The organism is Streptomyces solicamelliae (assembly GCF_045348655.1).
GTDB classification, from domain to species: Bacteria; Actinomycetota; Actinomycetes; order Streptomycetales; family Streptomycetaceae; genus Streptomyces; species Streptomyces solicamelliae.
The window spans coordinates 4,181,351-4,205,687 of sequence record NZ_CP160404.1; the positions used below are offsets into that span (position 1 = coordinate 4,181,351).

Sequence of the window (24,337 nt, forward strand, 5' to 3'; positions counted from 1 at the left end):
ACAGTCCTTCCAAGGGAGGGTGGGCCCGGCCGACGCTGTGAGAGGTGAGCGGTCGGGCCCGTAGCGGTTGGATTCAGGCGGCGCGCTGTTCGTCGGAGTGGGCGCAGAGAACGCACATCCCGAGCGAGGTCGGGATGCAGTAGCCGTAGGTGATCCGGCACTGCGGACAGGTACGGCGGGCGAGCATCGCCAGGGCGAGCGCGCCCCACTTGCGGGAGGTCATCGGCCGGACGGGCTTGGCGAGGTCGACGCGGTAGAGGTAGCCGACCTGGACGCCGGACTTGCGGCCGCGGCTGCGGCGCATGACCTGAGCGGCGACCGGCTGCCCTCCGGGGCGCAGTCCGCGGGCGCGGAGCTGGCGGCGGGTGGCGTAGCCGTCGGGGGCGTAGCGCCACGGGTACGTCGGTATCCCGAACTGCGCCCCGGTCGGGTCGAAGCACTTGCCGAACGCAGGGGACATCAGGCGGCCGCCACGATCGCCGGGGCGTCGGTGCGGGCGCCGCGGCGGCCGGAACGTCGGCCGGCCACGGTGGCGAACAGCCGCCCCAGCCCAGCCCGCTTGATGCCCGCGCGGCCCTGCTTGGCCGCGTACATCGCCTCATCGGCGCGGCCCAGGAGCGCGGACAGGTCGTCGCCGGGGTGGTCGGCCGCGCGAACCCAGCCGAGGGACACCGTGGTCTGGATGTCCGGGGCGGCGGGGTCCGCGGGGCGGGCGAGCACCCCGTGGAGAACCGTGAGCAGGTCGCCGACGGTGCCGTGGGTGTCGAGGACGACGGCGGCGAACTCATCGCCCCCGAGGCGTCCGGCAACACCGTGCCGGCCGACGTAGTGCGCGAGACGCTCGGCGGTTGCCTTGAGCAGCGCGTCGCCCGCGGCGTGGCCGTGGCGGTCGTTGATCTGCTTGAACCGGTCGACGTCCGCGAGGATCACGACCGCTCGATCGTCGCGAAGCAGTGCAGTGGCGCGCCTGGTGAAGCCTTCGCGGGTCCGCAGTCCGGTGAGCGGGTCGCGGCGGGCGGTGTGGAGTCGCTTGCGCAGCCACAGCACGTGCCCGGACCAGCCCGCGGCGAGCGGCGCGGCGGCGGCGAGGGCGGTTAAGAGCGTGTTCATGCCGCGACCTCCTCGGCCGTCGCGCCGGCGTGCGCGTCGATGGAGTGCAGGGGCAGACGGTCAGCCCGCTCGGCGAGCAGCGCGTCCCGCAGGGTGCGGGAGTTCGCCGCGGAGCAGTGCAGCTCGGTCCGGATCGCCTCCGCGTTGATCGCTGCGTCGGCCCAGTCGGCGGTGAGCTCCCGTGCCGCGGCCAGCAGCTCCGCCGCTGTGCGTACGGGCTTGGCTGCGGGCTTCCTCGGGCGCGTGGTCCGCTTGCGCGGCTCCGGCGCGCTCGACTCCTTCGGCGGCACGGGTGGCGCCGAAGGCTCGGGCGCGGCGTCCTCAGCAGCCTCGGCGGCGAGCTCGCCGAGCCGGAGCAGGACGCGTTCGCGGCGCGGGGTCTTGGACCGCCACCGCCACCCGTAGGTCTCGCGCAGCTCGGCGCGGGCGAGCTGGCGCTCCTTCTCGCGGGCGAGCGCGTCGGCGTAGGAGGTGATCTCCCACAGCGTCATCCGCCGCCACAGCGAGAACGTGGACGGGAACGCCAGCAGCCACCGCGACGCCCGGATCTTGTCCATCCGCCGGCCCGTCGCCGCCCCGATCCGCACCGCGTAGATGTGCGCCCCGATCTCGGAGAACACCACCCACAGCAGCGGCATCGTCCCGTGCGCCACCTTCGCCCACACTCCGTGTCCGGCAGCGACGTTCAGGCCGCAGGTCACCAGGGTCAGAACCCAGGGCACGAACCGGACCCAGGCCAGGGCCATGTCCATCCGGATCAGTAGCAGGTTGGCCACGGTGAACACCGGGATCGCCACGTCGATACCGACCGGCAGCATCCACGGCTCACCGAACCCCCACCGCAGCGCAGCGGCCGAGACCGCGTCAAAGGAGGAGATCAGTCCGAGGGCGCCGACACCGGCCGCGGCGAGCGCACCGACCCCGGCGAGCCCCATCTCCGGACGCGTCAGCGGCGGCACCGTCGGCCGCTCGACGGCTACCGGGGCGCTCACGCCGCGGCTCCCTTCCGGGGCCGGTTCCGCGAGGCCGCCGGCCGGACCAGCGGGACGACGTTGAACAGCTCCGGCGCGTACGCCTCGATCGCCTCAGCGGCGACCCGCGACACGTCATCCGGCAGGCTCGGGTTGTCCGCGAGGATGTCGCGCGCCGCGTCCAGACGGGCCGCGCGCTCCTCCTCGGTCTCGCCCTCCACCCCGAGCCACAGCTCAACCGGCGTTCCGAGGGCCAGTTCCACGAAATCGGTGCTGCTGACGGCCTGATGGCCGCCCACGTACATGCGCTGCATGGGAGCTCTCTTCTGTGTCGAAGGGAAGCCGGACCGTCGCGGTCTTTGGAGAGAGGCGACCGGCCCAGCAAGGGGCCCGTGCGGCGAGTGCCGGACGGGCCAGTGCCCCGGCCAGGAGTCGAACCCGGCCTACGACCATCGAGGCGTTGCGCTGTTCATCACGCGGAGACCGCGTGGCCGCCTACTTGGCCGAGGAGAGGCGGCGTGATCCCCATTCAGTTGTCAAAGAACTGGCGCTTCCTTCGAGCCCGTTTCACGGGGCCCTCGGGGCGACGGAACAGCCCTCACGGGCACTCCGGCCGATCGAGTCCGCAGCCGACTGGCCGCGAACTCGATGCGGTACCTCCATTACAGGTACCGCATCGAGTTCCGTCAAGCGTGCTGGCGGACCCTCCTGGCTTTGCGCCGGGACTTCTTGGCGCACCATCAGAATCGGTGCAGGTGAGGGGCGTTGGTTACCCCGTCCGTGGACAGCTCGGGGACTTCTGGCTACCGTCAAGAGCTCCCAAGACGTCCCACCGGGGGTGGACATGTCCAACGAGCGCTTACGGTCGGCACTGCTTGCTCAGGGCAAGTCGATTCACGACCTTGCCGAGGCGATCGAGGTCAACCCGAAGACGGTGGAGCGCTGGATCACGCAGGGGAAGGTGCCGTACCGGCGTCACCAGTACGCGACCGCAGCCTTCCTGAAGGTCGACGCGACGACGCTGTGGGTCGACTCGCGTGGGGTGGAGAGCGCGGCCGACCTGAGCAAGGCGGAGATCGTCACGGTCTACCCGCACCGGCATATGGTCCCCGCGAACCTCTGGCGGGACATGTACGAGCGGGCGGAGCGACACCTCGATGTGCTCGTCTACGCCGGCCTGTGGCTCTCGGAGGACCCAGTCTTCCTGGATATCCTCAAGGCGAAGGTGCAGGGGGCCGCGCAGGTGCGCGTGCTCCTGGGTGACCCTGGCTGCGAGGCCGTGAAGCAGCGCGGCATAGACGAAGGTCACCGCGTCATGGACGGGAAGATCCGCAACGCACTGATGAACTACCGCCCGCTCTTTACGAGCCACCCGGACATCGGCTTCCGGCTGCACGACGCGACGCTCTACAACAGCCTGTACCGGGCTGATGACGAGATGCTGGTGAACACCCATGTGTACGGCATCGGCGCGTACATGGCTCCGGTCCTCCACCTGCGGCGGCTGCCGGGCGGCGGCCTCTTCGACACGTACGCGAATAGCATCGAGCAGACCTGGGGAGGCGCGCGCCAGGTGATAGATCACGACCTGACGGGAGCCTGACCATGGGACGCATCGACTACCTGCACGACCCTGCCGCACCGCCGGCCAACTCCGTCGTGCCTTCCGTCGTGGCGTTCGTCCAGGACGACGCCGGGCGGGTGCTGATGATCCAGCGGTCCGACAACGGCCGGTGGGCCCTTCCCGGCGGCGGCCACGACGTCGGCGAGTCCATCAGTGACACCGTCGTGCGCGAGGTGTGGGAAGAGACCGGCATCAAGGCCGAAGTCGTCGACATGGCGGGGATCTACACCGACCCGGGGCACGTGATGCTGTACGACGACGGCGAGGCCAGGCAGCAGTTCTCCATCTGCTTCCGTGCGCGGCCGGTCGGAGGCGACCTCCGTACGAGCAGTGAGACGACACAGGTCCGCTGGGTTGCCCCAGCGGACCTGTCCGAACTCGATGTTCACCCGACCATGCGCATGCGCATCGAGCACGCCATGGACCGGGGCAGAACGGCTCCCTACATCGGCTGACGCTTCACCGCGGCGAGCCGCTCTAGGACGCGGGCCGTACAGCCCAGGATCTCCGGCTCGGCCCGCCGGATGAACATCCCGATCAGGCTGTCCGCGCCGTACCGCCCCGCGATCTCGTTGACTCGGTCCACCGGATTCGTGGGCGTCCCGTCCGGCGTCGTGTTCATGTCGCAGAAGCAGAGGGCGTCGGCTAGGTGCGGTTCCTCCCGCGGGAACTCGCTCTCCAACTCCTCGCGCAGGCCTCGGGCTTCCGCCTCCATCCATGCACAGGAGTGGTGTCCGACGAGCCGGATGACGCGTACGTCGGCGTCGGCTACATCTCGCAGGTACCGGGCGCCGTCCAGGGGGTGAAAGCCGGTCTTGGCGAGGTCCGGGGAGTACCCGATGTCGTGGAGGACGGCCGCGGCCTCCAGCAGCTCGGCGTCTTCGCCGAGGATCGGAGCGAGCAGCCGGGCTCGCTCGGCGACGCCGAGCGAGTGCGCCCACCGCCGCGGCAGCGGCTCGGCGAGCAATGACTCCGCGAGCGGGTAGGCCCACTCCGCCAATCCTGTGGTGGCCACGCTACGAACGCTCCTCTCCGCCCGGCAGGGCGAGTACAGTCCGTGCCTTCCCCTGGCGGCTCTCCGAGAGCAGCCCGGCGGCCTCCAGCTCGGCCAGAGCCTTCGCCACAGTCGGGCGGGCGACTCCGAGGCGTTCGGCGAGCTTGGAAGCGCTCAGGAAGGGCTTCCCCACAGCGACGCTCTCATCCGCGAGCATCACCTCGCAGATCCGTTCCGCAAGCGACCGCCGGCCGCCGCCCTCGCCGCTCCTGGCGACACGCCACCGCCCCCCGGGCACGGGTTCGGCCACCCCGGCATCACGCAGAACCCGAAAGGCTCGAAGCGCGAGCCCCCGCGAGACCCCGAACCGCTCCATGACCTCGGCAAGGGTCGGCAACTCAGTCGCCGCCGGATCGGACTCGATGTCCACCCGCAGGGCGTCCGCAATCTTCAGGAACGTCCCCCGGGGACTGACCTGTTGCGACACTCCCTCTCCCCTCTGAGTACTGTGCTCCTCCATAGCCTCGCATGACCGAGGGCCAGGCGTGGTTGGCTAGCACGTTCTTCGCGGGACGCCCTTAAGGGGGTGTCCCGCGCTCCCGGAGCCACTATCGTTCGCGATGTGGCCGAGGATCAGTGTGCGAATGGTGCAGGCGCAGAGCTCCGCGGAATGATTGAGGCTTTCGGAAAGCCCTTCGTTGAGTGGCTGCTAGGAGACATTTCCGAGGTGTCTCCAGAGCAGGAGGAGATGGCTAAACTAATTGCCGAAAAGGCTCCATTCGGCACGGCGGATGGCGTGTTCTTTGGGTGGGGCCCTATGTTCTGTGCGCCTCGAAACGGAGAGACTTCTCCGATAGCTCATATGAGGCGGTTGATCGGTGCTGCTGAGGGTGACAATGCCCCCTCCAGTGGAGATGTGACCCTAGATGCTCTAAACGCTCTCGCGGCGGAAATGTACGGAGCCTTCCTGCTGGAAGGGAAAATCTCTCTCCCCTTTGCTGCTCCAGTGCAGACTCCTTTGGAGGAGGCGGCTGTTGAAGCGGTTCGCCGGGATCCCGATCTACCTTTCGATGCATCGAGTGACCTACTTGAGGCGGTCCAGCTTTCTCAGGGAATTGGTTTCTCTGGTGGAGTACAACTGGTTGCCGTTCCTTCCTCCATCATCTATGCCGCCTGGAGTAGGGCGAAACTGCGAGACTGCGTGCCCGACCTCACTGGTCTGAGGGAATCTGTCAAGTGGATGCTGCGTGAAGCGCGAAGTGGATACTCGCGTAGGCACTTCACCGCTATCGGAGTTGCTTCGCTTAGCGGGGTGGTGGGACCGGTGGATGTACGCCTTGAGCTCCCTTGGGGCGTCCTTCGATCCGCGCATGGCTCCGATCGGCCTCGGGTACCCCGGGTCAGAGACGGCGGCGATCGGACGATTCAGGGGGGCGACGACGAGAATGCGGTCACCATCAGATACTCCGGAGACGTAATTCTCGAAACCGAAGTGAAGTGCAGCGCGAAGTATGCTCCGGTTGCAGATATATCGGAGGATTCCATTCCTTCGTTGGATATGCGATGCCAGCATATTCTCAGTGAGCGAGTAAATCTTGCCCGTCTGGCATTCCTGCTTTCCTGGGAGGGGGAGGATGTGCCAGTCGTCATTCCCGGGTGGAGCAAGTTTGTGGTCCCTGTGAGGCAAGGGGAAGGCTGGCAATCGAGTAACCCTGACCGCTATGCCATGCTGAGGCCGACCGCGGTCTCTCGGGAGCAAATGGCTGATTGGCAGGAATGGATTGCTAGGCTGAGCTCCGTCAACTTTCGGCGATTGGGGATTGCGCCGCAACGACTCTTGCGTGCATCCGCAGAGAGAAGGGATCATCTCGATGCGTTGATCGATGCAGTAATCGTTTGGGAGTCCCTCTTGGGTGCAGATCGAGAGATCACCTATCGCGTCAGCGCGGCTCTCTCTAAATTGCTTTATGCGGGGTTTGAAGAGCGTTCGGAGTTCCGTAAGCGGGCTACTGACATCTACAGGCTTCGAAGTCAGATTGTTCACGGTGTCGATGTACGATCCGACAAGGTTGCTTCCGCGAGCCGTGACGCCATTCGAATCGCGAAAAGAGCTCTTCGTTCTCTGGTGCTGGATCGCCCAGATCTGATTCCCATGTCGAGCGAGGAACGTAGCAATCGTCTCATCCTCGAATGACAACGAGAACCTTGGTGTCGCACCTGTCCGGCTGTCCGGTCAGGCTCCTTACCAGCGCAGGCTTCTTGGACAGGCTCCACTCAGGTAGTCCGGGGTGTCCGCCGCTGCAGGCCGCTGTAACACGGGGTGTTACAGCCCGTCGGCGCAGCCGACACGCCTCAGTGTGTCGTGTGGAGTGGGCAGGGACCGCGCCTGTGGACGATGCGTGGACGAGCATCGGGCGTGTGAGGTCCGGCTTTGTCGTTGCTGCAGGTCAACCGTGGTGAAGCGACCCGAACATGAGGAGTCTGTAAATCCGTCGGCTTAGCCTACCCAGGTTCGAATCCTGGCGCCGCCACGCGAGAGAGACCCCCGGTGTTCGCACCGGGGGTCTTCTTGCGTTGCGGTCGACGAGCCGAAGCGGCGTCAGTTGCCCGCCACGTCGCGTACCGCGACCGCCACCGGGACGGAGCCGGAGACGAGTTCGAGGGTGAGGCCGGCGGTGGCGGGGGTTTCGAGGAGTTCGGCGAGGACGGCGGCCACGTCGTCGCGGGGGACGGGGCCGCGGCCCGTGTGGGCGGCGAGGCGGACCTCGCCCGTGCCGGCGTCGTTGGTGAGGAGGCCGGGGCGGAGGATGGTCCAGTCGAGGTTCTCCCGCGAGGTGACGTACGCGTCCGCCTCGCCCTTCGCACGCTGGTAGACGTCGAAGACGTCCTGGCCCTGGTGGTCCGGGTCGGCGCCCATCGAGGAGACGACGATGTGGCGGCGCACGCCCGCGCGTTCCGCCGCGTCGGCGAACAGGACGGCCGCGCCGCGGTCCACCGTGTCCTTGCGGCCCGCGCCGCTGCCCGGGCCCGCGCCGGCCGCGAAGACGGCTCCGTCGGCGCCCTGCAGCGCCGCCGCGACCATCTCCACCGACGCCGACTCCAGGTCCAGCACGACGGGTTCGGCGCCCGCCTCGCGCAGGTCGTCCGCCTGTTCCGGCTTGCGGATGATCCCCGCGACCTCGTGTCCGCCAGCCGAGAGCAGCCGCTCCAGGCGCAGCGCGATCTGACCGTGTCCTCCTGCGATGACAATGCGCATACTCACGACCGTACGTCGCCCCCGCCCGGAGGGCTTCCCGTGTCCGGCCGGGCCTGGCGGGGCAGGTCGAGGGCCGCCGCCGAGTCGCAGTACTCGCGGACCGCGCTCGTGCGGGCCACGACCCGGCCCCGGTGGATCACGATGCGGCTGTAGGCGAGGGACAGGACCCCCGACAGGCGGTCGCCGCGTACGGCCAGCAGCTCCGCAGGAAAGCCGGCCTCGACCCGCACCTCCGGCAGCCCCATCGCCGCCCGCGCCGCCGCGCTCACCGTGTCGTACGCGTCCTGGGGCCGCAGCCCGCCCTGCGAGGCCAGCAGGTACGCGGGCTCCAGCGGATCGCCGCGCCCCACCGGGTTCGCCACGTCCCGCAGCGCCCCGCCGCCCGCCGCCAGCCGCACCCCCGCCGCGCGCAGCAGCCGCGCCGGCGCCGTGCCGCGGGCCTCCGCGGCCGCGCAGCCGCCCTGCGGCAGCGCCACCACCGTCACCCCGGCCGCGGCCAGCCGGTCCGCCGTGCGCCGCGCCACGTCGGCCGGCAGCCGCCCGAGCCCCGCGCACGGGCCGATCGTCACCCCGGCCCGCAGCCCGCCCGCCATCGCCGCCAGCCGGGCCAGCCGTGCCGGATCGTCACCGTCCGTGTGCAGGTCCACCGGCGCGCCGTGCTCCGCCGCCACCTCCAGGACCGCCTCCACGTACCCCGTCGGGTCCGGGTCCAGGTCCGGGCAGCCGCCCACCACGCCCGCGCCCATCTTCAGCGCGTCCCGCAGCATCGCCAGCCCGTCCGCCCCGGCCACCCCCGTCAGCAGCCGCGGCACCGCCACCGCCGTCAGGTCGGCCAGGCCGCGCAGCGAGCGACGGGCCTGCAGCACCGCCTCCAGGGGGCCGAGCCCGTGCACGTCCCCGATCCGCACGTGCGCGCGCAGCGCCGTCGCGCCGTGCCCGAGCTGGAGCAGCGCCGCCTCCGTGGCGCGCCGCTGCACGTCGTCGGGGGCGTACGAGACGGGTCCCGGCACGTCCGCGCTGAGCGCCGTGTCGGAGTGCGCGTGCGGTTCGGCGGGGGCGGGCAGCAGCAGGTAACCGGCGAGGTCGACCCGGGCGCCCGCGGCGGTGAGGCTGCCGGCCGTGCCGACCGCCTCGATCCGGCCGCCCCCGAGCCGTACGTCGACGGTCCGGCCGTCGGTGAGCCGGGCGCCCGACAGCAGCAGCGAGGTGGTGTCGGCGGTGGCGGCGCCCCAGTCGTCGGGAGACGGGGGCTGGGGCTGCTTGCTGTCGGCTGACATGGGGCTCCTCGAGGCTCCTCAAGATCAAGATGACGCAGCGTGGGCCCGAGCCTAGGGGCGGTCCGGCCGGACGTGGAGGAGGAGCGCAATAGTCGTACCGACGAGCGCACGTGTGGCCTATGAGGCGGGCGTGAGGGGGCCGTGAGGGGGTGCCGCGTTGCCCTCCGGGCGGGGGCGGGAAACGGATTTGGGCGAACGGGTACCGAGCGTGTAATGTCTTCATCGCTCGCCCCAATAGCTCAGTCGGCAGAGCGTCTCCATGGTAAGGAGAAGGTCTACGGTTCGATTCCGTATTGGGGCTCTGGTGAGAAGGTCCCCCACCCTCGGGTGGGATCCCGATCATCAAAGCGGTGTAGCTCAGTCGGTAGAGCAAGCGGCTCATAATCGCTGTGTCACCGGTTCAAGTCCGGTCACCGCTACACACGGTAGCCGATTGTGGGGTCGGTCCTTCGATCGGCTACTCTTTTATGCGTTCATCCGTCCATCCGTCCGTCAAGGAGCACTCACGTGGCTGCCACCGACGTCCGCCCGAAGATCACGCTGGCCTGCGTGGAGTGCAAGGAGCGGAACTACATCACCAAGAAGAACCGGCGCAACAACCCGGACCGTCTTGAGATGAAGAAGCACTGCCCGCGCTGCAACGCGCACACTGCGCACCGCGAGACGCGCTAAACAGGCTCGACCACGAGGCCGTCCCCACTTCCGGGGGCGGCCTCGCGGCGTTTGTCGGCACCGCGACAGAAAACCAGCAGCCAGGAGGGAACGAGTTCATGGCGCTCGACCAGTCCTTCGTGGGGCGGACCTATCCGCCCACCGCGCCGTACGAGGTCGGCCGGGAAAAGATCCGCGAGTTCGCCGAGGCGGTCGGCGACGCGAATCCCGCGTACACCGATCCGGAGGCCGCGAAAGAGCTCGGGCACCCCGATGTGATCGCCCCGCCGACTTTTGTGTTCGCGATCACGTTCAAGGCGGCCGGACAGGTCGTCGCGGACCCGCAGCTCGGGCTCGACTACAGCCGTGTGGTGCACGGCGACCAGAAGTTCGCGTACGCCCGCCCGGTCCGGGCCGGCGACCGGCTCTCCGTCGTCTCCACCATCGAGGCGATCAAGTCCCTCGCGGGCAACGACATCCTGGACATCCGCGGCGAGGTCCACGACGAGAGCGGCGAGCACGTCGTGACGGCGTGGACCAAGCTCGTGGCGCGCGCGGCCGAGGAGGGCTGACGATGGCGGCGAAGATCGCTTACGACGAGGTCGAGGTCGGTACCGAGCTGCCGGCGCAGTCCTTCCCTGTGACCCGCGCCACGCTGGTCCAGTACGCGGGTGCCTCCGGGGACTTCAACCCGATCCACTGGAACGAGAAGTTCGCGGTCGAGGTCGGTCTGCCGGACGTCATCGCGCACGGCATGTTCACCATGGCCGAGGCGATCCGCGTCGTGACCGACTGGGTCGGCGACCCGGGCGCGGTCGTCGACTACGGCACCCGCTTCACCAAGCCGGTCGTCGTGCCGAACGACGGGACCGGCGCGCTGATCGAGGTCAGCGCGAAGGTCGCGGCCAAGCTGGACGACGGCCTGGTCCGCGTCGACCTGACGGCGATGTCGGCCGGCCAGAAGGTTCTCGGCATGTCCCGCGCGGTGGTCCGGCTCGCCTGACACCGGCGGACACCCGCCTGACACCGGGCGGACTTGCGGTACGGCCCCGGGCCCCATGGGCGGCCCGGGGCCGTACGCGTCTCCGGGCCGGGGAGCGGGGCCCCGCGCGGCCGCCCCGTACCCTTGTGCGCGTGCACGTACTCCACGACGCCCCCCTCGCGCCCCTGACCACCTTCCGGCTCGGTGGGCCGGCCCGGCGGCTCATCACGGCGACGACCGACGCCGAGGTGATCGCCGCGATCCGCGAGATCCCGGCCCGCGAGCCGTTGCTGATCGTCGGCGGCGGCTCCAACCTCGTCATCGGGGACAAGGGCTTCGACGGCACCGTGCTGCGCATCGCCACCAAGGGCTTCGAGCTCGACGGGACGCGGCTCGAGCTCGCGGCCGGCGAGGTGTGGTCGGACGCGGTCTCCCGCACGGTCGACGCGGGGCTGGCGGGCATCGAGTGCCTGGCCGGCATCCCCGGCTCGGCCGGCGCGACGCCGATCCAGAACGTCGGCGCGTACGGGCAGGACGTCGCGGCGGTGATCACCGAGGTGGTCGCGTACGACATGGTCGACCACGGGATCGTCACGCTCACCAACGAGCAGTGCGACTTCTCCTACCGCCACAGCCTCTTCAAGAAGCGCCCGGACGACTACGTCGTGCTGCGCGTCCGCTTCGAGCTGGAGGACGCCGGCGGCATGTCCGCGCCGATCGCGTACGAGCAGACCGCCCGCGCCCTCGGCGTCGGGATGGGCGAGCGGGTGCCGCTGGCGCACGCGCGGGAGACCGTCCTGAAGCTGAGGGCGAGCAAGGGCATGGTGCTGGACCCCGAGGACCACGACACCTGGTCCGCCGGATCGTTCTTCACGAACCCGATCCTCACCAACGAGGAGTTCGACGCCTTCCGCGGCCGCGTCGCCGAGCGCCTCGGCGCCGAGGCCCAGGCGCCCGCCTTCCCCGTCGGGGACGCCTTCACCAAGACCTCCGCCGCCTGGCTGATCGACAAGGCGGGCTTCACCAAGGGCTACGGCAGCGGCCCCGCCCGCATCTCCACCAAGCACACCCTCGCCCTCACCAACCGCGGCGAGGCCACCACCGAGGATCTCCTCGCCCTCGCCCGCGAGGTCGTCGACGGGGTCCACGCCGCCTTCGGCGTCACCCTGGTCAACGAGCCGGTGACGGTCGGCGTCGAGCTCTGACGGCCCCTGATCCCGGGGCGGCGCGGTACGCGGCGCAGTACGCGGCCGGCCCGTACGCGGCTCAGTACGCCACGCCCACCGGCTGCTTCACCGTGGCCGGGTCGGACACCATCGCGAGCATCGCGTGGGCCACGTCCGCCCGGCCGATCGAGCGGCCCGAGCGCGGATTCGCGCCGACGACCGTCCGGTACGTGCCCGTGAGCGGCTTGTCGCCGAGCTTGGGCGGCCGTACGGACGTCCAGTCCGTCGCGCTGCGCGCGAGCTCCTCCTCCATCACCCGCAGATCCGCGTAGACGTCCTTCAGAGCGGCCCGGACCGCCATGACGGCGATCCGGTCGAGCAGCGGCTCGTCCGGGGGAGTGGCGGCCAGCGGGGCGGCGCTGACCACGAGGAGCCGCCGGGTTCCCTCCGCCTCCATCGCCGCGAGCACCGAGCGCGTGAGACGCGCGGCGACGCCCGTGGCCGCGTCCGCCCGGTTGCGGGCGCCCAGGCCGGAGAGGACCGCGTCCCGGCCGGCGACGGCGGGGCGCAGCGACTCGGGGTCGGAGAGGTCCGCGCGGACGACCTCGAGGCGTTCGCCGGTGAGGGCGAACCGCGCGGGGTCCCGCACCACGGCCGTCACCTGATGACCGGCGGCGAGTGCCTGGCCGGCGACCTCGCGGCCGATGCCGCCGGTCGCGCCGAAGACTGTGAGCCTCATGTCGCACCCTCCTCGGGGTGGGTAAGTATTCACTCACCCCCTAGGGTGGGTGGGCACTCACCCACCCGTCAAGTAGGTGGGTGAGCACCCACTCACCCACCCGCTCACCCGTCCGCGCAACCGGCGAACCCGACTGGAGCCTCCGTGGAACAGAAGCCGACGCGCGTCCGCATCGTCGACGCGGCCCGCCACCTGATGCTGACCGCCGGCCTCGCCCGCACCACCACCAAGGAGATCGCGAAGGCCGCGGGCTGCTCCGAGGCCGCGCTCTACAAGTACTTCAGCAGCAAGGAAGAGCTGTTCGTGACGGTGCTCGACGAGCGGCTGCCCGGGCTCGGCTCGCTGCTCGACACCCTCGCCGCCGACCCCGGCGGCCGCTCGGTCGAGGAGAACCTCACCGAGATCGCCCGCAGCGCGGCACTGTTCTACGAGCAGACCTTCCCGATGGCCGCCTCCCTCTACGCCGAGCCGCAGCTCAAGCGCCGTCACGAGGAGGTCATGCGGGAGCTCGGCGAGGGCCCCCACAAGCCCGTCGAAGGGCTCGACGCCTACCTCCGCGCCGAGCAGCAGCACGGCCGCATCGCCGCCGACGCCGACACCCACGCCGCCGCGTCCCTGCTCCTGGGCGCCTGCGTGCACCGCGCCTTCGCCTACGAGATGACCCCCGAGGGCCGCCCGCCCCGCCCGCTCGACGAGTTCGCCGCCGGTCTCGCCCGCACCCTCATGGCCGGAATCGCCCCGGCGGGCTGACGGCCGCCTCAGGCCGCCGGAGCGGCCAGCCAGTCGTCGATCCCGGACAGCAGCTTCCGCCGGACGTCCTCCGGCACCGCCGATCCCCGCACCGACTGCCGTGCCAGCTCCGCCAGTTCGGCGTCCGTGAAGCCGTGGTGCCGGCGCGCGATCTCGTACTGGGCGGCCAGGCGGGAGCCGAAGAGGAGCGGGTCGTCGGCGCCGAGGGCCATGGGGACACCGGCCTCGTACAGCGTGCGCAGGGGGACGTCCTCGTGCTTCTCGTACACGCCGAGGGCCACGTTGGACGCGGGGCAGACCTCGCAGGTCACGCCCCGCTCGGCCAGGCGGCGCAGCAGCCGCGGGTCCTCCGCGGCGCGGACGCCGTGGCCGATGCGCGCCGCGTGCAGGTCGTCGAGGCAGTCCCGGACCGACGCCGGGCCGGTCAGCTCTCCGCCGTGCGGCGCCGCCAGCAGGCCGCCCTCGCGGGCGATGGCGAAGGCCCGGTCGAAGTCGCGGGCCATCCCGCGCCGCTCGTCGTTCGAGAGGCCGAAGCCGACCACGCCCCGGTCGGCGTAGCGGACCGCGAGCCGCGCGAGCGTACGGGCGTCCAGCGGGTGCTTCATACGGTTGGCGGCCACCAGGACCCTGATACCGAGGCCGGTGTCGCGGGAGGCGGTCTCCACCGCGTCGAGGATGATCTCCATCGCCGGGATCAGGCCGCCGAGCCTCGGGGCGTACGAGGTGGGGTCCACCTGGATCTCCAGCCAGCCCGAGCCGTCCCGGACGTCCTCCTGCGCGGTCTCCCGGACCAGGCGCTGGATGTCCTCCGGGGCGCGCAGGCAGGAGCGGGCGATGTCGTACAGCCGCTGGAACCGGAACCAGCCCCGCTCGTCCGTGGCGCGCAGTTTCGGCGGTTCGCCGCCGGTCAGGGCCTCGGGGAGGTGCACTCCGTACTTGTCGGCCAGCTCGATCAGCGTCGTGGGCCGCATCGAGCCGGTGAAGTGCAGATGCAGGTGGGCCTTCGGCAGAAGCGTGAGATCGCGTACGTGCTCCATCGCCCGATCTTGCCCCACTCGAATGGACTACGGGAGTCCCTTTCCACGATCGGGACCTTGCCCGAACGTGAGAACGGGCCCCCGGCGGTGTCTCGCCGGGGGCCCGTCACGGAGGTGCGTCAGTCGCGCGCTTCCGCCAGCAGCTTCTGGATCCGGGAGACGCCCTCGACCAGGTCCTCGTCGCCCAGCGCGTACGAGAGCCGCAGGTAGCCCGGGGTGCCGAAGGCCTCACCGGGGACGACCGCGACCTCGACCTCGTCCAGGATCAGCGCCGCGAGCTCCACGGAGTCCTGCGGGCGCTTGCCGCGGATCTCCTTGCCCAGCAGGCCCTTCACCGACGGGTACGCGTAGAACGCGCCCTCGGGGGTCGGGCAGACCACGCCGTCGATCTCGTTGAGCATCTTGACGATCGTCTGGCGGCGGCGGTCGAACGCCTTGCGCATCTCCGCGACCGCGTCCAGGTCACCGGAGACGGCGGCCAGCGCGGCCACCTGCGCCACGTTGCTCACGTTGGACGTGGCGTGCGACTGCAGGTTGGTCGCGGCCTTGACCACGTCCTTCGGGCCGATGATCCACCCGACGCGCCAGCCGGTCATCGCGTACGTCTTGGCGACGCCGTTGACGATGATGCACTTGTCGCGCAGCGCCGGGACCAGCTTCGGCAGCGAGGTGAACGTCGCGTCGCCGTAGACCAGGTGCTCGTAGATCTCGTCGGTCAGCACCCACAGGCCGTGCTCGGCGGCCCACTCGCCGATCGCGCGCGCGTCCTCCTCGCTGTACACCGCGCCCGTCGGGTTGGAGGGCGAGACGAAGAGGAGGACCTTGGTGTTCTCGGTGCGCGCCGCCTCCAGCTGCTCGACGGAGACCCGGTAGCCCGTGGTCTCGTCGGCCACGACCTCCACCGGGACGCCGCCGGCCAGCCGGATCGACTCCGGGTAGGTGGTCCAGTACGGCGCCGGGACGATGACCTCGTCGCCCGGGTCGAGGATCGCGGCGAAGGCCTCGTAGATGGCCTGCTTGCCGCCGTTGGTCACCAGCACCTCGGCCGGGTCGACCTCGAGACCGGAGTCCCGCAGGGTCTTCTCGGCGATCGCCTTCTTCAGCTCGGGCAGACCGCCGGCGGGCGTGTAGCGGTGGTACTTGGGGTTCTTGCAGGCCTCGACGGCCGCCTCGACGATGTAGTCCGGGGTCGGGAAGTCGGGCTCACCGGCGCCGAAGCCGATCACCGGACGGCCGGCGGCCTTGAGGGCCTTGGCCTTGGCGTCGACGGCGAGGGTGGCGGACTCGGAGATCGCGCCGACTCGGGCGGAGACCCGGCGCTCGGTGGGAGAAGTGGCAGCGCTCATGCGGCCATGGTCCCAGACTGCTTTCGGGCCGGGCACACAGGTTTCGAGGGGCGGACAGGATCGGTCATTACCGGTCACGCACGGCGCTCGGCAGCGCCCCGACGTGCTTTCTGTTCGACGCGACGCTCATGAACACGTACACTCACTGCTCGTTGGCCCTCACCGACCACGTCTCACGATGCGGTAGGTTGGGGACACCACAAAGGGTCGTAGCTCAATTGGTAGAGCACCGGTCTCCAAAACCGGCGGTTGGGGGTTCAAGTCCCTCCGGCCCTGCTACACACACCGCCAGGTGCTGTGCGCATGTACGTCTTCATTGCACCGCCGTGCGGCTCCATCCGGGCGCGGCACGGCCACGACCCGGAATCAGGTGAGAGATCGTGACGGACGCCGTAGGCTCCATCGACATGCCTGATGCCCAGGATGAGGCGCAGGACTCGAAGAAGAAGCCGCGCAAGGGCGGCAAGCGCGGGAAGAAGGGCCCTCTGGGCCGTCTCGCGGTCTTCTACCGCCAGATCATCGCGGAGCTGCGCAAGGTCGTCTGGCCCACTCGCAGCCAGCTGTCGAGTTACACCACGGTGGTCATCATCTTCGTCGTCGTCATGATCGGCCTTGTCACCGTGATTGACTTGGGCTTCCAGGAAGCAGTCAAGTACGTCTTCGGCTGATTCCCGCGGAGGGCGCCCCCGCGGCGCCCCTTTTCGCATGTTCCACCCCATCTGTATCGCAGGAAGAAGCAGCCACCGTGTCTGACCCGAACCTGAACGTTGAGGACGAGCTCGACATCGTCGAGGCCGCCGACGAGGACCAGGCCGAGGCTGCTGACGCCGCTGCGGGCGAGGCCGCCGAGGAGACCGCTGTCCACGTCGAGGACGAGGCCGGCGAGGTCGAGACCGACGAGGACGAGGTCGACGAGTCCGCCGACGAGGCAGAGGCCGCCGACGAGACGGAGGCCGTCGAGGCCGAGGTCGAGGTCGTCGAGGAGGAGCCGGCCGCTCCGGTCGACCCGGTCCAGGCGCTGCGCGACGAGCTCCGCGGTCTGCCGGGCGAGTGGTACGTGATCCACACCTACGCGGGCTACGAGAAGCGCGTGAAGGCCAACCTGGAGCAGCGTGCCGTCTCGCTGAACGTCGAGGACTTCATCTACCAGGCCGAGGTCCCCGAGGAAGAGATCGTCCAGATCAAGAACGGCGAGCGCAAGAACGTCCGGCAGAACAAGCTGCCCGGCTACGTGCTCGTCCGCATGGACCTGACGAACGAGTCCTGGGGCGTCGTCCGTAACACCCCCGGCGTCACCGGCTTCGTGGGCAACGCCTACGACCCGTACCCGCTGACCCTGGACGAGATCGTCAAGATGCTCGCCCCGGAGGCCGAGGAGAAGGCCGCCCGCGAGGCCGCCGAGGCCGAGGGCAAGCCGGCGCCGGCCCGCAAGGTCACGGTCGAGGTGCTGGACTTCGAGGTCGGCGACTCGGTCACCGTCACCGACGGCCCCTTCGCCACCCTCCAGGCCACGATCAACGAGATCAACGCCGACTCGAAGAAGGTCAAGGGCCTCGTCGAGATCTTCGGTCGCGAGACCCCGGTCGAGCTCAGCTTCGACCAGATCCAGAAGAACTGACCCCAAAGGTTTCCGACCAGGTCAGAGTGGCTGCTACAGCCGCTCTGACCTGCTCGGTTTTTGGCCGCGCAGCCATACCCGTTATCGTTGTGCGGTATGCCTCCGTCCGGACGACCGGATGGATCGGCTGAAAACTCTCACTAGGACCCGGAGAGAGCTATGCCTCCCAAGAAGAAGAAGGTCACGGGGCTTATCAAGCTCCAGATCAACGCCGGTGCGGCCAACCCGGCCCCGCCGGTCGGCCCCGCGCTCGGCCAGCACGGCGTCAACATCATGGAGTTCTGCAAGGCCTACAACGCCGCGACCGAGTCGCAGCGTGGCATGGTCGTGCCGGTGGAGATCACGGTCTACGAGGACCGTTCCTTCACCTTCGTCACGAAGACTCCGCCGGCCGCGAAGCTGATCCTCAAGGCCGCGGGTGTGGACAAGGGCTCCGGCGAGCCGCACAAGACCAAGGTCGCGAAGCTCACGGCCGACCAGGTCCGCGAGATCGCCACGGTCAAGCTGCCCGACCTGAACGCCAACGACCTGGACGCCGCGTCGAAGATCATCGCCGGCACCGCCCGCTCCATGGGCATCACGGTCGAGGGCTGATCACCCCCCTCGTGACCTCAGTGGTAGGGCCGGCGCGGCCCGCACCACGACTCCATACCTGAACCAACAGGAGAAGCAGTGAAGCGCAGCAAGGCTCTCCGCTCCGCGGACGCCAAGGTGGACCGCGAGCGGAACTACGCTCCCCTCGAGGCCGTCCGCCTCGCGAAGGACACCGCCACCACGAAGTTCGACGGCACCGTCGAGGTCGCCTTCCGCCTGGGTGTCGACCCGCGCAAGGCCGACCAGATGGTCCGTGGCACCGTGAACCTCCCGCACGGCACCGGCAAGACCGCCCGGGTCCTGGTCTTCGCGACCGGTGAGCGTGCCGAGGCCGCGGTTGCCGCGGGCGCCGACATCGTCGGCTCCGACGAGCTCATCGACGAGATCTCCAAGGGCCAGCGCCTGAACGAGTTCGACGCCGTGGTGGCCACCCCGGACCTCATGGGCAAGGTCGGCCGCCTCGGCCGCGTCCTCGGCCCGCGTGGTCTCATGCCGAACCCGAAGACCGGCACCGTCACCCCCGATGTCGCGAAGGCTGTCAACGACATCAAGGGCGGCAAGATCGAGTTCCGCGTCGACAAGCACTCGAACCTGCACTTCATCATCGGCAAGGTCTCCTTCGACGAGACGAAGCTGGTCGAGAACTACGCCGCGGCTCTGGAGGAGATCCTCCGTCTGAAGCCGTCCGCCGCCAAGGGCCGCTACATCAAGAAGGCGACCCTGACGACGACGATGGGCCCCGGCATCCCGCTGGACTCCAACCGCACCCGCAACCTCCTCGTCGAGGAGGACCCGGCCGCGGTCTGAGCCTCTGAAGGTCCCCTGGGCCGGCTCTGAAGCGCCTCGGGCCCCGCACCTCTCCGGAGGAGCGGGGCCCGATTTGCTTGCCGCGTACCGGTTCGCGTATGGTCTTCCAGAAGCCAAAGACCGCTGGTCGTTGCTGTGCCCGTGAGGGTGCGGTGGCCGAAGGATTCGCTGATTGATGCGAACGACCCGCGCAGGTGATCGTGGAAGAGTTCCCGGATCGTCCTCGTACGACTCGGTCGAGCTGAGCCCCGTGCGCCTGCGCCCGGGGCGTTTTGTTTTGTTCAGCCCCTTCTGAGCGGTCCTCATCACCCGGAAGGAGGCCGACGCGCTATGCCGACGCCCAACAAGGCTGCATCGGTGGCCGAGCTCAAGGACGCGTTCCAGAGCTCCAACGCCGCCGTGCTGACCGAGTACCGGGGTCTCACCGTCGCGCAGCTCAAGACGCTGCGCCGTTCGCTCGGTGAGAACGCCCAGTACGCCGTGGTGAAGAACACGCTGACCAAGATCGCGGCCAACGAGGCCGGGATCACCGCACTGGACGAGCACTTCGCTGGTCCGACCGCGGTCGCCTTCGTCACCGGTGACCCGGTGGAGTCGGCGAAGGCTCTGCGTGACTTCGCCAAGGAGAACCCGAACCTCATCATCAAGGCCGGTGTCCTTGACGGTAAGGCTCTCTCCGCCGACGACATCAAGAAGCTTGCGGACCTCGAGTCCCGCGAGGTTCTGCTCAGCAAGCTGGCCGGTGCCTTCAAGGGCAAGCAGTCTCAGGCTGCTCAGCTCTTCCAGGCGCTGCCGTCGAAGCTCGTCCGCACCGTGGACGCGCTGCGCGCCAAGCAGGCCGAGCAGGGCGGTGCCGAGTAATTCGGCTCGCGCATTGATCCGCGCCGCCTAGTGCGTGGGTCGTAGCGGGCCGATACGCCCGCCTCTATGTACATCCGGCACCTGCCGAATTAGTGGAAGGATCGCCCATCATGGCGAAGCTCTCTCAGGACGACCTCCTCGCCCAGTTCGAGGAGATGACCCTCATCGAGCTCTCCGAGTTCGTGAAGGCCTTCGAGGAGAAGTTCGACGTCACCGCCGCCGCGGCCGTCGCCGTTGCCGCCCCGGGTGCCCCGGGCGCCCCGGTCGAGCAGGCTGAGGAGAAGGACGAGTTCGACGTCATCCTCACCGGCGCCGGCGACAAGAAGATCCAGGTCATCAAGGTCGTGCGTGAGCTGACCTCCCTGGGTCTGAAGGAGGCCAAGGACCTCGTCGACGGCACCCCGAAGCCGGTCCTCGAGAAGGTCGCGAAGGACGCCGCGGAGAAGGCCGCCGAGGCCCTCAAGGGCGCCGGCGCCTCCGTCGAGGTCAAGTAAGACCTCTGCGAGTCTGCTGACTCCTCTCTGCCGCGTGTAACGCGGGAGCACTGAAGGGCGATCACCCATGCGGGTGGTCGCCTTTCGGCGTTCCCGGGGGGCGCGTGGCGGCGGTCCTGTACGGGGTCCGGGGCAGAGTATGGTGATCTTCGCCGTGCGCCCCGCAGGCCGGGGGCCTTGACGAACCGCACCCGGCGCGCAATTCTCAGGACGCGTCGTCGCACGATCCGTATCCGAGGCATGGATCGACGACCGAGTGGGCAGTATCGAGGTGCGCCGCAGGGCGCGAGGTACCGCGGAGTTGAGAACAACGAGGGTCGTGAATTACTCGCCCTGGACATCAGTGGGCCAAGTGGCTACACTGTCCCTTTGCGCTGCCTGTTAGCTGCCCCCTGCCCGTCACCAGGGGCATGACCTCGCAAGAGAATCACTGGCCGGAATAACCCTGACCTGGGGTTTCTGTCTCTGATCATTGCTTGGGACCGGTACGCGCGCAGTGAGTCCGAGCCCTCGGAAGGACCCCCTCTTGGCCGCCTCGCGCAACGCCTCGACCAATATGAACACCGGTGCCAGCACCGCCCCGCTGCGCATCTCCTTTGCAAAGATCAAGGAGCCCCTCGAGGTTCCGAACCTGCTCGCGCTGCAGACCGAGAGCTTTGACTGGCTGCTCGGCAACGCGGCGTGGAAGGCTCGCGTCGAGGCAGCCCTTGAGTCGGGACAGGACGTCCCCACGAAGTCCGGTCTGGAGGAGATCTTCGAGGAGATCTCGCCGATCGAGGACTTCTCCGGGTCGATGTCGCTGACCTTCCGCGACCACCGCTTCGAGCCGCCGAAGAACTCGATCGACGAGTGCAAGGACCGGGACTTCACCTACGGCGCCCCGCTCTTCGTCACCGCCGAGTTCACCAACAACGAGACCGGCGAGATCAAGTCCCAGACGGTCTTCATGGGCGACTTCCCGCTCATGACCAACAAGGGCACCTTCGTCATCAACGGCACCGAGCGTGTCGTCGTCTCGCAGCTCGTCCGCTCGCCGGGCGTGTACTTCGACTCCTCCATCGACAAGACGTCCGACAAGGACATCTTCTCCGCCAAGATCATCCCGTCCCGGGGTGCCTGGCTGGAGATGGAGATCGACAAGCGCGACATGGTCGGCGTGCGTATCGACCGCAAGCGCAAGCAGTCCGTCACCGTCCTGCTCAAGGCGCTCGGCTGGACCACCGAGCAGATCCTGCAGGAGTTCGGCGAGTACGAGTCCATGCGCGCCACCCTGGAGAAGGACCACACCCAGGGCCAGGACGACGCGCTGCTCGACATCTACCGCAAGCTGCGTCCGGGCGAGCCCCCGACGCGCGAGGCCGCGCAGACGCTGCTCGAGAACCTGTACTTCAACCCCAAGCGCTACGACCTGGCCAAGGTCGGCCGCTACAAGGTCAACAAGAAGCTGGGCGCCGACGAGCCGCTGGACGCGGGCGTCCTCACCACCGACGACGTCATCGCCACCATCCGCTACCTGGTCAAGCTGCACGCCGGCGAGACCGAGGCGGTCGGCGAGAACGGCACCGAGATCGTCGTCGAGACCGACGACATCGACCACTTCGGCAACCGTCGTCTGCGCAACGTCGGCGAGCTGATCCAGAACCAGGTCCGTACGGGTCTCGCCCGTATGGAGCGCGTCGTGCGCGAGCGCATGACCACCCAGGACGTCGAGGCGATCACGCCGCAGACCCTGATCAACATCCGGCCGGTCGTCGCCTCCATCAAGGAGTTCTTCGGCACCAGCCAGCTGTCGCAGTTCATGGACCAGAACAACCCGCTGTCCGGGCTGACGCACAAGCGTCGTCTGTCCGCGCTCGGCCCGGGTGGTCTGTCCCGTGAGCGGGCCGGCTTCGAGGTCCGAGACGTGCACCCGTCCCACTACGGACGCATGTGCCCGATCGAGACCCCCGAAGGCCCGAACATCGGTCTGATCGGTTCGCTGGCCTCGTACGGCCGGGTCAACGCGTTCGGCTTCATCGAGACGCCGTACCGCAAGGTCGTCGAGGGCCAGGTCACCGACGAGGTCGACTACCTGACCGCCGACGAGGAGGACCGCTTCGTCATCGCGCAGGCCAACGCCGCGCTCAACGACGAGCTGCAGTTCACCGAGGCCCGCGTGCTGGTCCGCCGTCGTGGCGGCGAGGTCGACTACGTCCCGCCGACCGACGTGGACTACATGGACGTCTCGCCGCGCCAGATGGTGTCGGTCGCGACCGCCATGATCCCGTTCCTCGAGCACGACGACGCCAACCGTGCCCTCATGGGCGCGAACATGATGCGTCAGGCCGTTCCGCTGATTAAGTCGGAGGCCCCGCTCGTCGGCACCGGCATGGAGTACCGCTGCGCCACCGACGCCGGCGACGTGCTCAAGGCCGAGAAGGCCGGTGTGGTCCAGGAGCTGTCCGCGGACTACATCACGGTCGCCAACGACGACGGCACGTACAACACGTACCGCCTGCACAAGTTCTCCCGCTCGAACCAGGGCACCTCGGTCAACCAGAAGGTCGTCGTCGACGAGGGCGACCGGGTGATCGAGGGCCAGGTCCTCGCCGACGGTCCCGCGACCGAGGACGGCGAGATGGCGCTGGGCAAGAACCTGCTCGTGGCGTTCATGCCGTGGGAGGGCCACAACTACGAGGACGCGATCATCCTGTCGCAGCGCCTCGTGCAGGACGATGTCCTCTCCTCGATCCACATCGAGGAGCACGAGGTCGACGCCCGTGACACCAAGCTCGGCCCCGAGGAGATCACCCGGGACATCCCGAACGTCTCCGAGGAGGTCCTCGCCGACCTCGACGAGCGCGGCATCATCCGGATCGGTGCCGAGGTCGTCGCCGGCGACATCCTGGTCGGCAAGGTCACGCCCAAGGGTGAGACCGAGCTGACCCCGGAGGAGCGTCTGCTCCGCGCGATCTTCGGTGAGAAGGCCCGTGAGGTCCGTGACACCTCGCTGAAGGTCCCGCACGGCGAGACCGGCAAGGTCATCGGCGTCCGCGTCTTCGACCGCGAGGAGGGCGACGAGCTTCCTCCGGGCGTCAACCAGCTGGTCCGCGTGTACGTGGCCCAGAAGCGCAAGATCACCGATGGTGACAAGCTCGCCGGCCGTCACGGCAACAAGGGCGTCATCTCCAAGATCCTGCCGATCGAGGACATGCCGTTCCTGGAGGACGGCACCCCGGTCGACATCATCCTCAACCCGCTGGGTGTCCCGTCCCGAATGAACCCGGGACAGGTCCTGGAGATCCACCTCGGCTGGCTCGCCAGCCGCGGCTGGGACGTCTCCGGCCTCGCGGACGAGTGGGCGCAGCGCCTCCAGGCGATCGGCGCCGACCAGGTCGCCCCCGGCACCAACGTCGCCACCCCGGTGTTCGACGGTGCGCGTGAGGACGAGCTCGCGGGTCTGCTCCAGCACACCATCCCGAACCGCGACGGCGAGCGCATGGTGCTCCCGTCCGGCAAGGCGCGCCTGTTCGACGGCCGCTCCGGCGAGCCGTTCCCGGACCCGATCTCGGTCGGGTACATGTACATCCTCAAGCTCCACCACCTGGTCGACGACAAGCTGCACGCCCGGTCGACCGGTCCGTACTCGATGATCACCCAGCAGCCGCTGGGTGGTAAGGCCCAGTTCGGTGGTCAGCGCTTCGGTGAGATGGAGGTGTGGGCGCTGGAGGCATACGGCGCCGCGTACGCCCTCCAGGAGCTGCTGACGATCAAGTCCGACGACGTCACCGGCCGCGTGAAGGTCTACGAGGCCATCGTCAAGGGCGAGAACATCCCTGAGCCCGGCATCCCCGAGTCCTTCAAGGTGCTCATCAAGGAGATGCAGTCCCTGTGCCTCAACGTGGAGGTGCTGTCCTCGGACGGCATGTCCATCGAGATGCGCGACACCGACGAGGACGTCTTCCGCGCTGCGGAGGAGCTCGGTATCGACCTGTCCCGGCGCGAGCCGAGCAGCGTCGAAGAGGTCTGACGGGAGTCCGGTGCGGGGACTCGGCCTCACCGCTGAGTCCCCCGCCGGCCC

Annotated in this window: 26 protein-coding genes and 3 tRNA genes; 18 read left to right on the forward strand and 11 right to left on the reverse strand. The window is 69.0% G+C overall.

Translation table 11 applies throughout. The features are described from left to right. Positions 1 to 73: 73 nt before the first annotated feature. Genes ABZO31_RS19495 through ABZO31_RS19510 form a run of 4 tightly spaced genes read right to left on the reverse strand, consistent with a single transcriptional unit; the run spans position 74 to position 2,395 of the window. Entirely contained in the window at positions 74 to 460 is a 387-nt protein-coding gene (locus ABZO31_RS19495; protein ID WP_406862516.1) for an RRQRL motif-containing zinc-binding protein, read from the reverse strand. Then, positions 460 to 1,110, reverse strand: coding sequence for a GGDEF domain-containing protein (locus tag ABZO31_RS19500; protein WP_406862517.1), 651 nt, complete (start codon positions 1,108 to 1,110; stop codon positions 460 to 462). The genes ABZO31_RS19495 and ABZO31_RS19500 overlap by 1 nt, the downstream gene beginning before the upstream one ends. Then, a complete protein-coding gene (locus ABZO31_RS19505; RefSeq protein WP_406862518.1) occupies positions 1,107 to 2,102 on the reverse strand; it encodes a DUF2637 domain-containing protein in 996 nt (331 codons plus the stop codon). The genes ABZO31_RS19500 and ABZO31_RS19505 overlap by 4 nt, the downstream gene beginning before the upstream one ends. Further along, positions 2,099 to 2,395: a hypothetical protein gene (locus ABZO31_RS19510; RefSeq protein ID WP_406862519.1), complete on the reverse strand. Its 297-nt coding sequence runs from the start codon at positions 2,393 to 2,395 to the stop codon at positions 2,099 to 2,101. Before ABZO31_RS19510 ends, ABZO31_RS19505 begins: the two co-directional genes overlap by 4 nt. Positions 2,396 to 2,925: 530 nt before the next feature. On the opposite strand from ABZO31_RS19510, the gene ABZO31_RS19515 reads away from it, so the two are divergent. Together ABZO31_RS19515 and ABZO31_RS19520 are read left to right on the forward strand one after the other, a co-directional pair. Beyond that, positions 2,926 to 3,684 (forward strand): helix-turn-helix domain-containing protein, encoded by a 759-nt coding sequence (locus tag ABZO31_RS19515; protein ID WP_406862520.1) that lies wholly within the window; start codon positions 2,926 to 2,928, stop codon positions 3,682 to 3,684. Positions 3,685 to 3,686: 2 nt separating this feature from the next. After that, the gene (locus ABZO31_RS19520) at positions 3,687 to 4,160 is read left to right on the forward strand and encodes an NUDIX domain-containing protein (RefSeq protein WP_406862521.1); all 474 of its coding nucleotides are present in this window, start codon (positions 3,687 to 3,689) and stop codon (positions 4,158 to 4,160) included. On the opposite strand, the gene ABZO31_RS19525 is transcribed toward ABZO31_RS19520, so the two are convergent. Both ABZO31_RS19525 and ABZO31_RS19530 read right to left on the reverse strand, forming a co-directional pair. Further along, positions 4,148 to 4,720, reverse strand: a complete 573-nt coding sequence (locus ABZO31_RS19525; RefSeq protein ID WP_406862522.1) for an HD domain-containing protein — start codon at positions 4,718 to 4,720, stop codon at positions 4,148 to 4,150. The genes ABZO31_RS19520 and ABZO31_RS19525 overlap by 13 nt on opposite strands. A gap of 1 nt (position 4,721) precedes the next feature. Then, complete coding sequence (locus ABZO31_RS19530; protein ID WP_406862523.1) at positions 4,722 to 5,219, reverse strand: GntR family transcriptional regulator; 498 nt, start codon at positions 5,217 to 5,219, stop codon at positions 4,722 to 4,724. A gap of 102 nt (positions 5,220 to 5,321) precedes the next feature. Between ABZO31_RS19530 and ABZO31_RS19535 the strand changes: the two genes are divergently transcribed. Further along, positions 5,322 to 6,893: a hypothetical protein gene (locus ABZO31_RS19535; RefSeq protein ID WP_406862524.1), complete on the forward strand. Its 1,572-nt coding sequence runs from the start codon at positions 5,322 to 5,324 to the stop codon at positions 6,891 to 6,893. Positions 6,894 to 7,298: 405 nt separating this feature from the next. Here ABZO31_RS19535 and ABZO31_RS19540 read toward each other — a convergent pair whose 3' ends face one another. Continuing rightward, a complete protein-coding gene (locus tag ABZO31_RS19540) occupies positions 7,299 to 7,955 on the reverse strand; it encodes an SDR family oxidoreductase (protein ID WP_406862525.1) in 657 nt (218 codons plus the stop codon). A 2-nt stretch (positions 7,956 to 7,957) separates the two neighbouring features. Beyond that, positions 7,958 to 9,232, reverse strand: a complete 1,275-nt coding sequence (locus ABZO31_RS19545; protein ID WP_406862526.1) for an amidohydrolase family protein — start codon at positions 9,230 to 9,232, stop codon at positions 7,958 to 7,960. 228 nt (positions 9,233 to 9,460) lie between these two features. Here ABZO31_RS19545 and ABZO31_RS19550 point away from each other — a divergent pair. From ABZO31_RS19550 to ABZO31_RS19575, 6 genes are all read left to right on the forward strand, one after another. After that, positions 9,461 to 9,533 (forward strand) — tRNA-Thr (locus tag ABZO31_RS19550). A gap of 45 nt (positions 9,534 to 9,578) precedes the next feature. Then, positions 9,579 to 9,651, forward strand: a tRNA-Met gene (locus tag ABZO31_RS19555). An 88-nt stretch (positions 9,652 to 9,739) separates the two neighbouring features. Next, complete coding sequence (rpmG, locus tag ABZO31_RS19560) at positions 9,740 to 9,904, forward strand: 50S ribosomal protein L33 (protein ID WP_003948671.1); 165 nt, start codon at positions 9,740 to 9,742, stop codon at positions 9,902 to 9,904. 98 nt (positions 9,905 to 10,002) lie between these two features. Next, complete coding sequence (locus ABZO31_RS19565) at positions 10,003 to 10,455, forward strand: FAS1-like dehydratase domain-containing protein (protein WP_406862527.1); 453 nt, start codon at positions 10,003 to 10,005, stop codon at positions 10,453 to 10,455. Positions 10,456 to 10,457: 2 nt separating this feature from the next. After that, entirely contained in the window at positions 10,458 to 10,886 is a 429-nt protein-coding gene (locus ABZO31_RS19570; protein WP_406862528.1) for a MaoC family dehydratase, read from the forward strand. Between the two features lie 125 nt (positions 10,887 to 11,011). Then, positions 11,012 to 12,070, forward strand: a complete 1,059-nt coding sequence (locus tag ABZO31_RS19575; protein WP_406862529.1) for a UDP-N-acetylmuramate dehydrogenase — start codon at positions 11,012 to 11,014, stop codon at positions 12,068 to 12,070. Positions 12,071 to 12,131: 61 nt separating this feature from the next. On the opposite strand, the gene ABZO31_RS19580 is transcribed toward ABZO31_RS19575, so the two are convergent. Beyond that, a complete protein-coding gene (locus tag ABZO31_RS19580; protein ID WP_406862530.1) occupies positions 12,132 to 12,770 on the reverse strand; it encodes an NAD(P)-dependent oxidoreductase in 639 nt (212 codons plus the stop codon). Positions 12,771 to 12,914: 144 nt separating this feature from the next. Between ABZO31_RS19580 and ABZO31_RS19585 the strand changes: the two genes are divergently transcribed. Then, positions 12,915 to 13,520: a TetR/AcrR family transcriptional regulator gene (locus ABZO31_RS19585; RefSeq protein ID WP_406862531.1), complete on the forward strand. Its 606-nt coding sequence runs from the start codon at positions 12,915 to 12,917 to the stop codon at positions 13,518 to 13,520. Positions 13,521 to 13,528: 8 nt separating this feature from the next. On the opposite strand, the gene ABZO31_RS19590 is transcribed toward ABZO31_RS19585, so the two are convergent. Beyond that, positions 13,529 to 14,557 (reverse strand): adenosine deaminase, encoded by a 1,029-nt coding sequence (locus ABZO31_RS19590; RefSeq protein WP_406862532.1) that lies wholly within the window; start codon positions 14,555 to 14,557, stop codon positions 13,529 to 13,531. Positions 14,558 to 14,676: 119 nt separating this feature from the next. Further along, positions 14,677 to 15,903 carry a pyridoxal phosphate-dependent aminotransferase gene (locus ABZO31_RS19595; RefSeq protein WP_406862533.1) on the reverse strand — a complete coding sequence of 409 codons (1,227 nt, stop codon included), beginning with the start codon at positions 15,901 to 15,903 and terminating at the stop codon, positions 14,677 to 14,679. 203 nt (positions 15,904 to 16,106) lie between these two features. Between ABZO31_RS19595 and ABZO31_RS19600 the strand changes: the two genes are divergently transcribed. The 8 genes from ABZO31_RS19600 (at position 16,107) to rpoB (ending at position 24,286) form a co-directional block, all read left to right on the forward strand. Then, positions 16,107 to 16,179 (forward strand) — tRNA-Trp (locus tag ABZO31_RS19600). Between the two features lie 104 nt (positions 16,180 to 16,283). Next, positions 16,284 to 16,571 carry a preprotein translocase subunit SecE gene (gene secE, locus ABZO31_RS19605; protein ID WP_406862534.1) on the forward strand — a complete coding sequence of 96 codons (288 nt, stop codon included), beginning with the start codon at positions 16,284 to 16,286 and terminating at the stop codon, positions 16,569 to 16,571. A 77-nt stretch (positions 16,572 to 16,648) separates the two neighbouring features. Continuing rightward, positions 16,649 to 17,521 (forward strand): transcription termination/antitermination protein NusG, encoded by an 873-nt coding sequence (gene nusG / locus ABZO31_RS19610; protein WP_406862535.1) that lies wholly within the window; start codon positions 16,649 to 16,651, stop codon positions 17,519 to 17,521. Between the two features lie 159 nt (positions 17,522 to 17,680). Next, complete coding sequence (gene rplK / locus ABZO31_RS19615) at positions 17,681 to 18,115, forward strand: 50S ribosomal protein L11 (protein WP_019888706.1); 435 nt, start codon at positions 17,681 to 17,683, stop codon at positions 18,113 to 18,115. Positions 18,116 to 18,193: 78 nt separating this feature from the next. Further along, entirely contained in the window at positions 18,194 to 18,922 is a 729-nt protein-coding gene (gene rplA / locus ABZO31_RS19620) for a 50S ribosomal protein L1 (protein WP_406862536.1), read from the forward strand. Between the two features lie 330 nt (positions 18,923 to 19,252). Next, entirely contained in the window at positions 19,253 to 19,783 is a 531-nt protein-coding gene (rplJ, locus tag ABZO31_RS19625; protein ID WP_030757401.1) for a 50S ribosomal protein L10, read from the forward strand. Between the two features lie 110 nt (positions 19,784 to 19,893). Then, a complete protein-coding gene (rplL, locus tag ABZO31_RS19630) occupies positions 19,894 to 20,277 on the forward strand; it encodes a 50S ribosomal protein L7/L12 (RefSeq protein ID WP_406862537.1) in 384 nt (127 codons plus the stop codon). Between the two features lie 526 nt (positions 20,278 to 20,803). After that, entirely contained in the window at positions 20,804 to 24,286 is a 3,483-nt protein-coding gene (gene rpoB / locus ABZO31_RS19635) for a DNA-directed RNA polymerase subunit beta (RefSeq protein ID WP_406862538.1), read from the forward strand. Positions 24,287 to 24,337 lie beyond the last annotated feature (51 nt).